At 56.0% G+C, this 13,535-nt stretch carries 14 protein-coding genes; 6 read left to right on the top strand and 8 right to left on the bottom strand.

All coding sequences use genetic code 11. From position 1 onward, the window contains the following. Positions 1-7: 7 nt before the first annotated feature. The 5 genes from QRN85_RS03975 (at position 8) to QRN85_RS03955 (ending at position 5,243) form a co-directional block, all read left to right on the top strand. A complete protein-coding gene (locus QRN85_RS03975) occupies positions 8-712 on the top strand; it encodes an amino acid ABC transporter permease (protein ID WP_113098035.1) in 705 nt (234 codons plus the stop codon). Beyond that, the gene (locus QRN85_RS03970) at positions 712-1,365 is read left to right on the top strand and encodes an amino acid ABC transporter permease (protein WP_062587948.1); all 654 of its coding nucleotides are present in this window, start codon (positions 712-714) and stop codon (positions 1,363-1,365) included. Before QRN85_RS03975 ends, QRN85_RS03970 begins: the two co-directional genes overlap by 1 nt. Continuing rightward, positions 1,346-2,077 (top strand): amino acid ABC transporter ATP-binding protein, encoded by a 732-nt coding sequence (locus tag QRN85_RS03965; protein ID WP_284757162.1) that lies wholly within the window; start codon positions 1,346-1,348, stop codon positions 2,075-2,077. The genes QRN85_RS03970 and QRN85_RS03965 overlap by 20 nt, the downstream gene beginning before the upstream one ends. Before the next feature lie 135 nt (positions 2,078-2,212). Then, positions 2,213-3,787, top strand: a complete 1,575-nt coding sequence (locus QRN85_RS03960) for a Re/Si-specific NAD(P)(+) transhydrogenase subunit alpha (RefSeq protein ID WP_284757163.1) — start codon at positions 2,213-2,215, stop codon at positions 3,785-3,787. A gap of 22 nt (positions 3,788-3,809) precedes the next feature. Then, on the top strand, positions 3,810-5,243 hold the full coding sequence (locus tag QRN85_RS03955) for an NAD(P)(+) transhydrogenase (Re/Si-specific) subunit beta (RefSeq protein WP_113170145.1): 1,434 nt from the start codon (positions 3,810-3,812) through the stop codon (positions 5,241-5,243). Positions 5,244-5,334: 91 nt separating this feature from the next. Here QRN85_RS03955 and QRN85_RS03950 read toward each other — a convergent pair whose 3' ends face one another. The 5 genes from QRN85_RS03950 to QRN85_RS03930 all read right to left on the bottom strand — a co-directional run bounded on the left by QRN85_RS03950 (position 5,335) and on the right by QRN85_RS03930 (position 9,705). After that, positions 5,335-5,595 carry a hypothetical protein gene (locus QRN85_RS03950; protein WP_113217966.1) on the bottom strand — a complete coding sequence of 87 codons (261 nt, stop codon included), beginning with the start codon at positions 5,593-5,595 and terminating at the stop codon, positions 5,335-5,337. Further along, entirely contained in the window at positions 5,595-5,936 is a 342-nt protein-coding gene (locus QRN85_RS03945; protein ID WP_062587938.1) for a hypothetical protein, read from the bottom strand. Before QRN85_RS03945 ends, QRN85_RS03950 begins: the two co-directional genes overlap by 1 nt. Before the next feature lie 187 nt (positions 5,937-6,123). After that, the gene (locus QRN85_RS03940) at positions 6,124-7,086 is read right to left on the bottom strand and encodes an ABC transporter permease (protein WP_113098132.1); all 963 of its coding nucleotides are present in this window, start codon (positions 7,084-7,086) and stop codon (positions 6,124-6,126) included. A gap of 50 nt (positions 7,087-7,136) precedes the next feature. Beyond that, on the bottom strand, positions 7,137-8,648 hold the full coding sequence (locus QRN85_RS03935) for a sugar ABC transporter ATP-binding protein (RefSeq protein ID WP_284757250.1): 1,512 nt from the start codon (positions 8,646-8,648) through the stop codon (positions 7,137-7,139). 124 nt (positions 8,649-8,772) lie between these two features. Beyond that, on the bottom strand, positions 8,773-9,705 hold the full coding sequence (locus QRN85_RS03930) for a sugar ABC transporter substrate-binding protein (RefSeq protein WP_284757164.1): 933 nt from the start codon (positions 9,703-9,705) through the stop codon (positions 8,773-8,775). Between the two features lie 182 nt (positions 9,706-9,887). On the opposite strand from QRN85_RS03930, the gene QRN85_RS03925 reads away from it, so the two are divergent. After that, positions 9,888-10,883, top strand: coding sequence for a LacI family DNA-binding transcriptional regulator (locus QRN85_RS03925; protein ID WP_284757165.1), 996 nt, complete (start codon positions 9,888-9,890; stop codon positions 10,881-10,883). A 186-nt stretch (positions 10,884-11,069) separates the two neighbouring features. On the opposite strand, the gene QRN85_RS03920 is transcribed toward QRN85_RS03925, so the two are convergent. Genes QRN85_RS03920 through QRN85_RS03910 form a run of 3 tightly spaced genes read right to left on the bottom strand, consistent with a single transcriptional unit; the run spans position 11,070 to position 13,535 of the window. Continuing rightward, the gene (locus QRN85_RS03920) at positions 11,070-11,786 is read right to left on the bottom strand and encodes an ABC transporter ATP-binding protein (RefSeq protein ID WP_284757166.1); all 717 of its coding nucleotides are present in this window, start codon (positions 11,784-11,786) and stop codon (positions 11,070-11,072) included. Continuing rightward, positions 11,767-12,531, bottom strand: coding sequence for an ABC transporter ATP-binding protein (locus tag QRN85_RS03915; RefSeq protein ID WP_284757167.1), 765 nt, complete (start codon positions 12,529-12,531; stop codon positions 11,767-11,769). The genes QRN85_RS03920 and QRN85_RS03915 overlap by 20 nt, the downstream gene beginning before the upstream one ends. Further along, positions 12,528-13,535, bottom strand: a complete 1,008-nt coding sequence (locus tag QRN85_RS03910) for a branched-chain amino acid ABC transporter permease (RefSeq protein WP_284757168.1) — start codon at positions 13,533-13,535, stop codon at positions 12,528-12,530. The genes QRN85_RS03915 and QRN85_RS03910 overlap by 4 nt, the downstream gene beginning before the upstream one ends.

Genomic DNA, 13,535 nt, shown 5'->3' with positions numbered 1-13,535 from the left:
TAATTTCATGAATTTCTCACTGCATTTCGAATCCGTCTTTGCGGAATCCGATCTCATCATGCGTGGCATTGCCTTGACTATTGGGCTTTCCGCCACGGCTATTGCGCTTGGTACCTGTGTTGCAATCCTGCTTGTCGCACTGCGGCATCTGGGCAATGGTGCGGTGCGCTTCGGGGTGGACTCCTATGTGGAGTTGCTTCGCAACACGCCGTTTCTTGTCCAGCTTTTCATGATCTTCTTCGGCTTGCCGCTGCTTGGGCTGCGCATGTCCGGCACGCAGGCCGCGCTGCTGGCCATGACGCTCAATCTGTCGGCCTATGCGACAGAGATTATTCGTGCGGGTGTCGAATCCATACACCGTTCTCAGATTGAGGCGGGTCTTTCGCTGGCACTCAGTCGCTTGCAGGTCTTCCGTTATGTCGTGCTAAAGCCATCGATTTCCAAGGTCTGGCCTGCACTGTCCAGCCAGTTCGTTCTCATGCTTCTGGCCTCCAGTATCTGCTCATTCATCTCAGTTCCCGAACTTTCCGGCGCCGCCTCGATCATCGAGCAGCGGACGTTCAGAAGCTTCGAAACCTACATCGTGGTCACGATCTTGTATCTGTGCATGGCACTCGTCTTGAAGCTTGTCCTGTTCTGGATCGGCTATCGTCTCTTCAACCGAAGGACAGTCGTCACCGCGCCCTTGGCCGTTGAAGGAGGGGTTGCCTGATGTCTACATTTGGTTGGCCAGAATTTATGTTCCTGGTGCGCTCCGCCGGTTGGTCCATTGTGCTGACGGCCATCGCGTTCGGTTTCGGTACCATCGCAGGCGGCATATTTGCCATCATGCGCCTTGCCCGCAGTTCCGTCTTGCGGACCATAGCGGCGGGTTACATCACCGTCATTCAGTCCATTCCGGTGCTCATGATCCTGTTCATGTCCTATTACGGGCTGACACTGTTCGGTGTTGAAATCCCACCTTTGTTCGCAGCGTCGATTTCGCTGTCCATTTACGTATCTGCCTATCTGGCCGAAATCTGGCGTGGATCGATCCAGGCGGTTCCTTCGCAGCAATGGGAGGCCTCCGCCTCGCTGGCACTGTCGAGGTTCCAGCAGTACCGATACATCATCCTGCCGCAGGCCCTGCGCATTTCGCTGCCGCCGACGGTCGGCTTCCTCGTTCAGCTCGTGAAGAATACCTCGATTGTCTCCGTCGTCGGTTTCGTCGAACTCTCTCGCGCCGGCCAGCTCGTCAACAACGCGACCTTCAAGCCGTTCCAGGTCTTTCTCGTCGTTGCCATCCTCTATTTCGCAATCTGCTTTCCGCTGTCGCGTCTAAGTCGCCATCTTGAAAGGGTTCTCCATGTCGGTCGTAGCCATTGACCAAGTCCATAAGCGCTATGGCGCGCTCGAAGTCCTGAAAGGTGTTTCTCTTACCGTCGAAGCAGGGCAGGTGGTCGCCATCATCGGGCGAAGCGGTTCAGGTAAGAGCACCATGCTTCGCTGTATCAACGGTCTGGAGCAATTCCAGTCGGGAGCGATTACGGTCGCTGGCCATCGGGTCGAGCAAAATCCGGCAAAGCTGCAGGAATTGCGCAAGGACGTCGGTATCGTTTTCCAGAGCTATAATCTGTTCCCGCATCTCAATGTCGGGCAGAACATCATGCTTTCGCCGCGGATAACGCAGGGCGTGTCTCATGGTGAGGCCGAGGCGCTGGCGCGCAAGGTGCTGGCCCAGGTCGGTCTGGCAGAAAAGTTCGATGCCTTTCCCGATATGCTGTCTGGCGGGCAACAGCAGCGCGTCGCCATAGCGCGCTCGCTGGCCATGCGGCCAAAAGTCATGTTGTTCGATGAAGTGACCTCCGCTCTCGATCCGGAATTGACGGGAGAAGTTCTTCTGGTCATGGAACAGCTCGCGAGGGAAGGGATGACGATGTTGCTCGTTACCCACGAAATGAGCTTTGCCCGCAGCGTGGCGAATGTCACCGTCTTCATGCATCACGGCAAGATCTGGGAAATGGGACCTTCCAAAGAGCTGTTCGAGAATCCACAGACAGCGGAGTTGCAGGCATTCCTCTCAAATGGTGTCAAATAACGTAGCGACACTGCCAATGTGACGGCAAGGTGTGGTTGACGATTTCGGAAAGACAAGATTGATTGCGGCATCAGTATTGTCTGGGCCGCTCTTCTTCGTGCGTCTTTTTGAGTGGCATTTTACCAAGGTTTAGAAATGAAAATTGGATCACCGAAAGAACAATATCCGGGGGAAGCCCGGTGCGCATTAACGCCTGACAGTGCCCTGCAGTTGCAGAAACTGGGTCACCAGTGCCTGGTCGAATCCGGCGCAGGTATCAGTGCAGGCTTTTCCGATGAAGCCTTCAGAAACGCTGGCGTAACCGTCGTTGAAACTGCCGAGAAATTATTCGCAGAAGCTGACATCATTGCAAAAGTCCGCCCGCCGGAGGCCGAGGAGCTCAACCGGCTGGATGCTTCCAAGACGCTGATATCGTTCTTTTATCCAGCCCAGAACAAGGAACTCCTTGAAGCGGCGAAGAGCACCGGCGCCAATGTCATCGCCATGGATATGGTGCCGCGTATTTCGCGCGCGCAGAAAATGGACGCTTTGTCTTCCATGGCCAACATCGCCGGTTACCGCGCGGTCATAGAGGCTGGCAACAATTTTGGCCGCTTCTTCACGGGTCAGGTTACGGCAGCGGGAAAGGTGCCTCCGGCAAAACTGCTGGTCATCGGCGCGGGCGTTGCCGGTCTTGCCGCAATCGGTACTGCCACGTCTCTTGGAGCGATCACCTACGCATTCGACGTGCGCCCGGAAGTCGCCGAGCAGATCGAGAGCATGGGCGCCGAATTCGTCTATCTCGATTTCAGCGACCAGCACCAGGACGGCGCTGCGACGGGAGGTTATGCCGCCCCATCTTCACCGGAGTTTCGCGAGAAGCAATTGGCGCGGTTTCGTGAGCTTGCCCCGCAGATCGACATTGTCATCACTACGGCCCTGATACCCGGTCGCGATGCGCCGAAACTCTGGCTCGCCGATATGGTTGCGATGATGAAGCCCGGTTCGGTCATTGTCGACCTAGCCGCAGAACGCGGTGGCAATTGCGATCTGACGGTTACCGATCAGCGGATTGTTTCGGACAATGGTGTGATCGTCATTGGTTACACTGACTTTCCAAGCCGTATGGCATCACAGGCATCGACGCTCTACTCCACCAATATCCGCCATATGATTGCCGATCTGACGCCAGCGAAAGATGGGCAGATCGTTCACAATATGGAGGATGATGTTATCCGGGGCGCGACGATTGCCTATGCTGGAGACATAACCTTCCCGCCACCGCCTCCGAAGGTGCAGGCCATTGCCGCCGCAAAACCGAAGGCAAAGGCCAAGGAGCCAACGCCGGAGGAAAAACGCGCTCAGGAACTTGCTGCGTTCAAGACGCAATCGCGCAATCAGGGCATATTGCTTGCCGTGGGCACGGGCTTGCTGCTGCTGGTCGGTGCTGTTGCACCTGCAAGCTTCATGAGCCACTTCGTCGTGTTCGTCCTGTCCTGCTTCATCGGTTTCCAGGTCATCTGGAATGTTTCGCATTCGCTGCACACGCCCTTGATGGCGGTGACGAATGCCATCTCTGGAATCGTCATCCTTGGTGCGCTCCTTCAGGTCGGATCGGGAAATTGGCTTGTGGTGATCCTTGCAGCACTCTCGGTGCTTGTCGCGACGATCAACATCGTCGGTGGCTTCCTCGTGACACGGCGTATGCTCGCCATGTTCCAGAAGTCTTGAGCATTTTAGGGGGAGCATCATCATGACAACTGGTATCGTTTCGGCGGCCTATATTTCCGCGGCTGTCCTTTTCATTCTTTCACTAGGCGGTCTTTCCGGTCAGGAAAGCGCGCGCCGCGCCATCTGGTATGGCATTGTCGGCATGGCGCTCGCGGTCATCGCCACCATTTTTGGCCCCGGCGTTGAAAACCTGTTTATCATCATCCTGATGATTGCAGCTGGCGCGGCTCTCGGGACCTATCTGGCGCGTCGCGTGCAGATGACGGAAATGCCGCAGCTTGTCGCTGCGCTCCATTCTTTCGTCGGCCTCGCAGCCGTGTTTATCGGCTTCAACGCGCATATCGAAGCATGGCGCGTTGCTGGAATGGATGCCATCGAGCGCGCGGGCCTTGTGGGCTTTGCAGGCATTCTTGCCCACAAGACACCTGTCGAACTCGCCATCATGAAGGTTGAGGTCTTCCTCGGCGTCTTCATTGGTGCCGTCACTTTCACCGGCTCCGTGGTCGCATTCGGCAAACTTGCCGGGCGGCTGGACGGCAAGGCGAAGAAGCTGCCCGGCGGGCACTTTCTCAATGCGGGCGCCTTGATCCTGTCGCTGATCCTGATGCTCATGTATTTGAACGGCGCGGGCGCGTGGACGCTCATCCTGATGACGCTGCTTGCCTTCTTCATTGGCTACCATCTCATCATGGGTATTGGCGGCGCGGATATGCCTGTCGTCGTATCCATGCTCAATTCCTATTCAGGATGGGCAGCTGCCGCGATTGGCTTTACGCTCGGTAATGACCTGCTGATCGTCACCGGCGCGCTGGTTGGTTCGTCTGGTGCCATCCTGTCCTATATCATGTGCAAGGCCATGAACCGCTCCTTCATCTCGGTCATTCTTGGCGGTTTCGGTGGCACGACAGGTCCAGCCATGGAGATTTCCGGTGAACAGCTGTCTATTGATGCCGATGGCGTGGCGGCTGCGCTCAATGATGCTGACAGCATCATCATCGTGCCCGGTTACGGCATGGCGGTTGCGCAGGCCCAGCAGGCTGTTTCGGAGCTGACACGCAAGCTGCGCGCAGCCAACAAGAACGTCCGCTTCGCCATCCATCCGGTCGCAGGGCGTCTCCCCGGTCACATGAATGTTCTCTTGGCAGAAGCCCGTGTGCCCTACGACATCGTTCTCGAAATGGATGAAATCAACGAGGACTTCCCGGAAACCGACGTTGTGATAGTTATTGGATCGAACGACATCGTAAATCCGGCGGCGCAGGAAGACCCCAACTCACCAATCGCTGGGATGCCGGTGCTTGAGGTCTGGAAGGCGCGTCAGGTCTTCGTGTCCAAGAGAGGGCAGGGTACAGGCTATTCCGGCATCGAAAACCCGTTGTTCTACAAGGACAATACGCGCATGTTCTACGGCGACGCCAAAAAGTCGGTCTCGGAGCTTCTGGCCAAGATCGACTGAGGTCGCGAAGGCGGGAAATCGACAAATAACAGTGAGGCCAGACAGGATGTCCCGTCTGGCCTCATTTCGTTAAAAGCAATCGCGGAGCGCTTCAGTGAACCGCCGGTTCCTCGCCCTCGAGGAACGTGCGTATCCCGTCTTTTTCGACAGTGGCGAGAAATTCTTCCCATGCGTCCTTGTCGGTCGCAAAAGGTTCGTCCCATGAGGTCACGTCGTCATCCTCGCTGACGACCTCCATCTGCCAATCCTGCTGCGTCCCGGCAGGCCGGAAGATATCGACAAGCACGGTAACGCCGTCATCTTCGAACTCGCCTGAAAATTCCGAGTGCTCGATCTTTTGTTTCTTTGGCATCAGCCACCTGCACCTGTCGGCGCATCCGGCGCCAAATGTTCGGGATATTGAACAGTCTGAGACTGATCGGTATCGAATTCGTCTGGTGACTTCAACAGCCTTACGCCTGGCCCACCAGCCGCAGACGTCTTGTTGTCGTCAATGAAGGAAATGCCAGAAGACTGCAAAAAACTGATTACAGCCCGCAGATGTTCATGCCCACCCTGGCGTAAATCTTCAATGTCCATGACGGCTTCGACAGGAACTTGTGACGACGCGGCAAGCGTCGCCTGCTCCATGCCAAGAAGCACCCGTGCCGCCGCAATCTGTCTGCCTGAAACCTGCTGGTCTTCGCTCATCATGGGGAAACTCTGGCTGCTGTTTCGTTGCGTGGCCCAATCAGTTATCACCCAAGGCAAGATTGATCAACGAATGCCGAATGAAACTGCAAGTTTCGGGGGGGGGGGCTCTGCGCGACCGCGACATCTTGCGGCTGCGCAGACTGAAACGGTATGCCCTCTATATCAGGCTCACCGTTTGAAGTTTGAGTTACATGGCAGTGATACGTTCGCGGTATTTATCGATAATGACAGCGAGGATGATAACGACGCCGGTAATCATCTGCCGCATGAAATCGCTTAGGCCAAACAGGATGAGACCGTTTGCAAGGACGCCAATAATCGCTGCCCCGAGCAAGGTGCCGATGACCGTTCCTCTGCCTCCGCTCAGGCTCGTTCCGCCTATAATTACTGCGGCAATGGCATTCAACTCAAAGCCGATGCCGATGATCGGGCTGGCGATATTCAGGCGCGCCATATAGACCATCGAAGCGATACCGACCAGCGCACCGGCAATCGTAAAGGCTGCAACCTTGTAGACCATGAGCGAATGGCCGGCGAGGCGCACAGCCTCTTCATTGTTGCCGATCCCGTAGAGAAGTCTGCCGAAAACGGTTTTTGATAGGACGAACCAAGCAACGACGACCAAAGCGAGCGCGATCAGAAAAACAACGGGAACGCCGTAAAACATCTTCGACCCAAAGGCGTTAAATGCCTGCGGGAACGAATAGATCGTGCGTGCGTCCGTCACTTCCAGTGCTGCGCCACGGGCAATGTTGAGCATGCCCAAGGTCACGATGAAGGACGGAAGCCCCCAGAAGGCACTGATCCAGCCATTCATGAAGCCGCAGACGACACCGGTGCCCATGGCTGCAAGCGTGGCGAGGCCCACGGCTTGCCAGACGTCGAGATCTGGAATTGTCAGAACAGTTCCGCCAACCACCGCGCACAAAGCGAGCATGGAGCCAACAGACAGATCTATGCCGCCGATCAGGATAACAAAGGTCATGCCGATGGCGAGGATCAGATTGATGGTTATCTGGGTGAGAATATTCGAAATGTTATTGGGACTGAGAAAATGCTGCGTGCTGAATGAAAAGATAGCGATCAGGACAAGTAGGGCTATGCCGATCCCGGCGTCTCGCAGCACAAGCTTCATTGAAAATTTCCCCATGGGCTTCTCTTTGTTCCCTGCAGAGGGCGTGTTTCCAGCTGCGTCCATTTTCAATGCTCCGCCTTTCGCCGTTCGCCCTGATAGGCGTAAGTCAATATTTTTTCTTCGGAAAATTCCGGTCGCGCCACTTCGCCGACGACGCGGTGCTGAGACATCACGAGGATGCGGTCGCATAGCGTCATTAATTCGGGAAGTTCGGAAGATACGACCAGAAGAGCCAGGCCATCTTCTGCGAGACGGCGGATAAGGGCGTAGATTTCCGCCTTAGCGCCAACGTCGACGCCACGGGTCGGTTCATCCAAAAGCAGCACGCGAGGACTGCGTGCCAGCCACTTAGCCAGAACGACCTTCTGCTGGTTACCGCCTGACAAGGTCAGAACATTATCTGCGGGGCCACCATATTTGAGGCGCAGATCTGACCCCAGCTCACGTGTCACGTCGACCTCAGCATTTTTGTCGAGCAGACCGAATTTCGACACTTCACCAAGCGAAGCCAGCGTTACGTTGGCGCTGATTGCCATGGAGAGAATCAAGCCCTGATCTTTTCTGTCTTCCGTAACGAAGCCGATGCCTGCCTCGATCGCATCCTTCGGCGAGCGAAACGCCACAACTCTCTCATCACGGGTGAGCTGCCCGGATATAGGCAATTCCGCGGCTGCGATACCCCGCAGAAGTTCCGTTCGGCCGGAGCCTACAAGGCCTGCAATCCCCAGAATCTCTCCCTGATGCAAGTCGAAGGATATGCCATCCTCGTGCGGAGACTGGGCGTGGCGGAATTTATCAAGGGAGAGGACCACATTGCTTTTGGCGCTGGATGTGACATCGCTCGCCATCTCTCTTTGCAATTGCTTTCCAACCATACTGCGGACCAGCTCGTTCTGGTCGGTATCGGCAATCGCACTTGAAAACACCGTCATTCCGTTTCTGAGCACAGTCACCCGGTCACAGATACGGGAAATTTCATCGAGATGGTGAGATACGAAGATGATGGAAACGCCACGGACGCGTAGCCCTTCGATGATTGAGAAAAGTCGCTCGGTTTCTCGCGACGTCAGGGTCGCGGTCGGCTCATCCAGGATGAGAACCCTGCTGTCCGTCATCAAAGCACGGGCGACCTCCACCAACTGGCGGTGCGCGATGCCAAGCCGTTCAACAGGCCAGCGCACGTCGATATCGCTAAGCCCGATTGCATCGAGCGCGGCGCGCGCCCGTTCATTCATTTCCCGTCGCTTCACCACACCGAAAGCGTTGCGCGGCAAATGTTCTATGAAAATATTCTCTGACACGGAAAGAAAAGGAAGCAGATTGAATTCCTGATGGACGACCTGCAAGCCGTTGGCTTTCGCGTCTCTTGGCGTCTGCGGGGCATAGATCTCTCCCGCTAGCCTGATTGCGCCCGAGTCGGGCTTCACGATCCCGCAAAGAGTCTTGATGAGCGTGGACTTACCCGCGCCATTTTCGCCAATGAGGCCATGGACTTCTGCAGCGTTGACCGAAAGGTTCACGCCATTAAGCGCAATGGTGCCGCCGAAGCTTTTTTTGATATCGTGCAGTTCAAGCATTGGCTTTTGCTCTGCACCCTCTTGTGAGGCGAGCAAAGTAACGCCGGATTGTGAGATTGTCACAGAAGACCCTCCGGAAATTGCCGCACCGGGTGTGTCCGGCGCGGCGGTGTATGGGGGTGTGTTACTTCACGTTGGCTTTTGTAACCAATTCGATGTCGGTCTTGATCCAGCCTTCAAGCTTCGGTCCACCGGCGACGACGGAAAGTGCCTTGTCAATGGCGTTCGCCGCCATCTGCGAGCCGAACTGATCGACTGTGCCGAGCAGCTTGCCATCCTTCAAGAGAGGAGCAACAGCCGGAACGTTGTCGAAACCGACGACCTTGATGTCCTTGCGGCCAGCAGCATCCAGAGCCTTGATGACGCCGATTGCCATGGAGTCATTGGCAGCGAGAACGCCCTGAATATCAGGGTGTGCAGTCAGCATGTTCGAGAAGACCGAATTGGCTTCTTCGGTTTCCCAGTGGGCTGTGCGCGAATCCAGAAGCTTCAGCTTGCCAGCTGCAATGGCATCGTCGAAACCTAGCTTGCGCTGGGCTGCGTTGTCCGCACCAGGGTTTCCTTCGATGATGACGACCTTTGCGCCCTCGCCAAGATCCTTAGCAAGCGCATCGCCGACCATCTTGGCGCCGGCGCGGTTGTCAGGACCGACAAATGCGAGGTTCACACCGGCATCCTTCTTAGCCTGTTCGTCTAGAGCGACGTCAAAGTTTACGACGGTGATACCGGCATCCATAGCGCGTTTCAGAGGAGCGACCATTGCGCGAGAGTCGGCAGGAGCAATAACGATGGCATCGACACCTTGGGTGATAAAGTTTTCGACGCCGTTTACCTGACTTTCGAAATCTGTCTCGTTCTGCATTCCGATCGCTTTGAGTTCATAATCGCCGCGCTTCTTGGCATGTGCTTCAGCGCCCTCAAGCATGTTCTTAAAAAAGTCATTGGCCAGTGACTTCATGACAAGACCAACCACAGGTTTGTCTGCAGCCGTTGCGATTGTGGGCAGGGCTGTCGTCAGTGAAAGTGTGAGAATCGATGCAATAGCGAAAATTTTCATGAACATTCCTCCGTTGATCCGATAGCCCTCCAGCCATCGGTGAAACGTTTCATAGGCTCTATGACAACGTAGGATTTTGGTAATGCCAAATTTTTGACACGTCAATATGAAACGTTTCATAAGGAATTAATTGATAAAGTCTTCACCCGCTGCAGCGGTCTGTCGGTACATAGGAGTGAAGCTTGAAGCCGACTGTTAAAGACGTGGCACGTGATGCGGGTGTATCGATTGGCACGGTGTCGCGTGTCCTATCAAAGAACGCCACCGTCAACGAAGGCATCAGGCAGCGCGTTGAAGAGTCGATCGCGCGACTTGGTTACAGTCCCAGCAGTCTTGGGCGCAGCCTGCGGCTGAACAAATCCGATATCATCGCACTGGTGATTCCCGATATCACCAATCCATTCTTTGCTGATCTCGCAAAACATCTCGAAGTCCTAGCATCAGCGGCAGGCTATTCTGTGTTGCTTGCCAATACCCATGATGACCCGGAAGCTGAAAAGACCCAGGTTCAGAGCCTGCTTGGGCGCGTCCCAGCGGGAATTGTAATTGCTCCCGTCAGCAACAGTTTTGCAGGTGAGCGACTATCGAAAGGTGTGGCCTGCGTCACAGTCGACCGCCCGCTTGCAGGCTATTCCCTCGTATCGGTGGACAATGTTGAGGGAGGACGCCTGGCTGCCGAACACCTGCTGGAACTCGGCCACCGACGCATCGGCTACATCGCTGGCCCAAGCACCACAGAGGTTTCGCTTCAGCGACTTCAAGGTTTCTGCGATGAAATTGTTTCGGCGCAAACCCGGCTTGGCGGAGAGATTCAGTTTACGTCGGTAGAAGGCCATTTTGATTATAAATCCGGCGAAGAGATGGGTAGGCGTCTGCTCTCCGTTCCGGAAGAGATGAGACCGACAGCAATCGCGACCGCCAACGACCAACAGGCAATCGGGTTGCTCAGATGTTCACGCGACATGGGTATCCGTGTGCCGGAAGACCTCTCCATTGTTGGTTTTGATGATATACCACTCGCGTCCCTTGTTTTGCCTCGCTTGACAACAATCCGCCAGCCTGTTCAGCAAATCGCGGAAATCGCCGTGCGCGCAGTGCTGGAGCAGCGATCAATCGACGGCCCCATTCTGCTTCCTCCCAGCATCATAACAAGAGAATCAACGGCGTTTTTATCCTGAGCGCGGCCAGCTTTCCAAAACGGCCGCGTTGCGTGGGCGCTGAAACGTTTGCATCAAGACACTCTGGCGCCGGACTTTGCCTCGACGGTGATTGCCGCCATGAGATCGGAACCTCAAAGCGCCTTATGGTGACGACAATTTCTTAGCCACAACCCGTGTTTGGCAGCGCTGTTATGACCCACTCAGCTAGTGCAGTCCGCCAACGCCAAGCAGACGGTCGACAACCTCATGGTCGCTCGATAGGGCTTTTGGCGTGCCGCTCCAGGCAACGCGGCCGCGCTCGAGGATTATGACTTGATCGGCGAAGTCGAGTGCGCTTTGAATACGCTGCTCAACGAGAAGAATTGTCATGTCACCTGTCTTTGCCAATTCCGTAAAGGCAATCATAAGCTCCTCGCAGATGACGGGAGCAAGCCCCTCAAGCGGTTCGTCGAGCAGAAGAATGGCCGGGCGGCCCAGAATGCTTCGCGCAGTTGAGAGCATTTGCTGCTCGCCGCCAGACAGTTGATTTCCGAAGTTGCGGCGGCGTTCCTTCAGTCTCGGAAACATCTGAAAGGCCTCTTCAATGGCGGTCCTGGGCCGGTTTTTCAGTCCAACCAACAGGTTCTCCTCCACAGTCAGTGTCTGAAAGATACACCGCGCCTGGGGAACATAGCCCAGTCCGGAATGTGCCCTTGCCGCACTCGCCAGGCCGGTCACATCGTTGGTGCCGATGCGGATGCTTCCATCGTAATGCCGGGTCTGCCCTGCCAGGGTGGCAAGCAAAGTCGTCTTGCCCATACCGTTACGTCCAAGTACGGCCAGACGGCCGCCAGTTGCGACTGAAAATGAAACCTTGTCGAGAACCTGCGTTGGGCCATAACCGGCAGACAGGTTCTGCACCTCAAGCGGCATGGCTGGCATTGGCGTAGCTCCCCAGATAGGCTTCGCGCACGCGCGCATCCTTGGTAACATCGACAGGCAGGCCATCGAAGATGATGGTGCCTGCCGCCAGCACGATAACCCGCTTTGCAAAGCGGAAGACGAGATCCATGTCGTGCTCGATCATCAGCACTGCGAGATCTGACGGGAGGTCGGCGAGCGCCTTTTCAATCCGGCCGGTGTCACTTTGCGGAACGCCTGCCGCAGGCTCATCGAGAAGCAGCACCTTTGGTTTGAGTGCCATTGCAACAGCGATTTCCAGAAGCCTTTGCTGCCCGTAGGCAATCTCGCTCACGCGGCGATGCATCAGTTCTTCCAATCCAAGCGTGGTCAGCATCTGCTCGACCTCGGTCATGATGTCTGGCATCGTCAGGAAATTGCCGAACATCCTTCCCGACCTGCCTTGTCGTTGCAGGATGGCGAGGCCGACATGCTCAGCCGGTGTCATCTCCTGAAACAGGCGGGTTACCTGAAACGACCGTACAAGACCGCGCTTGACCCGTCCGGCTGCGTCAATGCGCGTAACCGTTTCGCCACCGATGCGAACATCGCCGGAATCAGGCGAAAGATTGCCAGTCACAAGGTTGACGAAGGTCGTCTTGCCAGCGCCATTCGGGCCAATCAGAGCAACGCGATCGCCGGGGTCCATGCTGATCGAGACGTCATTGGTGACGGCAAGGCCGCCAAAGGATTTCTTGAGATTGACGACTTCGAAGGCCGGGCTCATCGCGGTATCTCCCTGCGCTGTTTGAAGAAATTGGCCGAGGTACCGTAAAGGCCTTTGGGGGCAAACAGCACGACTGCGATGAGCAGAACGCCTACCATCGTCAGCCAGTGAAACGGGTTGGCGGCAGAAACATAATCTTCAAACAGCATGAAGATGACGGTGCCTGCGAGGGCGCCGAACAATGACCCGGTGCCACCAAGTACCAACATGACGAGGCTTTCGGCAGACAGTGTAAATGAGAGGCTGTCCAGGCCGACGACCTGCGTAGAGATTGCGTTGAGTGCTCCGCCCACTCCCGCCACGGCGCCTGAAATGACATACATCTTTATCAAGGCCGCTTTCGGCGAGGCACCCATGGCCTTGATGCGAATGGGGTCTTCCTTGATCCCACGGCAGAGCATCCCGAATGGAGAGCGCACCAGAAAGCGCAACAGAATAAAGATGAGCACCAAGAGACAGACTCCGAAAACATAAGCCGTCTGGCCGTAGAGATCGAACTCGAAATAGCCGAACACGGGGTCTGCCGAAATGCCGCTCAGGCCGTCGCTGCCTCCTGTCCAGGATGAAGCCTTGTTGGCAAATTCATGAAAGAGATGGATGAGAGCAATGGACAGCACCAGTTGCGGCAGGCCGTGCGCCCGCAGGATGACAATGCCGCACACCAGTCCGGCAACGGCACCTCCAATTATTCCTACCAGCGCCATCAGCAATGGGTCGGTTACACCGTAATGAGCAGATACGATACCGGCAGCGTAAGCGCCTGAGCCGAACAGCGCCGCGTGCCCCAGCGTCGCCACACCGCAGTAACCGGTCACCAGATCGAGTGACAGGACCAGCAGGGCAATGCCGATGATGCGGGTGAGCAAGGCGAGATTGTCTGGAAAGACGAAGTATCCGAGAATGGCAATCGCGATAATGACAGCAACCCCGGCGAAATCCTTGCTGACGGAGCGGTGAGGCGCGGCCAACGGCGCGTGGTGCTGTACTGATTGACTTGTGCTCAT

Source organism: Agrobacterium sp. fls2-241-TYG-188a (assembly GCF_030209845.1).
Note: the sequence above shows the minus strand (reverse complement) of the source record. Positions and strands in the feature narration are given on the sequence as shown.

Coding starts and splice junctions, on each gene's coding strand:
- QRN85_RS03920 (WP_284757166.1), bottom strand. CDS start 11,786: ATGCCAGCCATGCCGCTTGAGGTGCAGAACCTGTCTGCCGGTTATGGC.
- QRN85_RS03965 (WP_284757162.1), top strand. CDS start 1,346: ATGTCGGTCGTAGCCATTGACCAAGTCCATAAGCGCTATGGCGCGCTC.
- QRN85_RS03975 (WP_113098035.1), top strand. CDS start 8: ATGAATTTCTCACTGCATTTCGAATCCGTCTTTGCGGAATCCGATCTC.
- QRN85_RS03935 (WP_284757250.1), bottom strand. CDS start 8,648: ATGCTTGAACTGCACGATATCAAAAAAAGCTTCGGCGGCACCATTGCG.
- QRN85_RS03955 (WP_113170145.1), top strand. CDS start 3,810: ATGACAACTGGTATCGTTTCGGCGGCCTATATTTCCGCGGCTGTCCTT.
- QRN85_RS03930 (WP_284757164.1), bottom strand. CDS start 9,705: ATGAAAATTTTCGCTATTGCATCGATTCTCACACTTTCACTGACGACA.
- QRN85_RS03950 (WP_113217966.1), bottom strand. CDS start 5,595: ATGCCAAAGAAACAAAAGATCGAGCACTCGGAATTTTCAGGCGAGTTC.
- QRN85_RS03940 (WP_113098132.1), bottom strand. CDS start 7,086: ATGGGGAAATTTTCAATGAAGCTTGTGCTGCGAGACGCCGGGATCGGC.
- QRN85_RS03970 (WP_062587948.1), top strand. CDS start 712: ATGTCTACATTTGGTTGGCCAGAATTTATGTTCCTGGTGCGCTCCGCC.
- QRN85_RS03945 (WP_062587938.1), bottom strand. CDS start 5,936: ATGATGAGCGAAGACCAGCAGGTTTCAGGCAGACAGATTGCGGCGGCA.
- QRN85_RS03960 (WP_284757163.1), top strand. CDS start 2,213: ATGAAAATTGGATCACCGAAAGAACAATATCCGGGGGAAGCCCGGTGC.
- QRN85_RS03910 (WP_284757168.1), bottom strand. CDS start 13,535: ATGAGCACAAGTCAATCAGTACAGCACCACGCGCCGTTGGCCGCGCCT.
- QRN85_RS03915 (WP_284757167.1), bottom strand. CDS start 12,531: ATGAGCCCGGCCTTCGAAGTCGTCAATCTCAAGAAATCCTTTGGCGGC.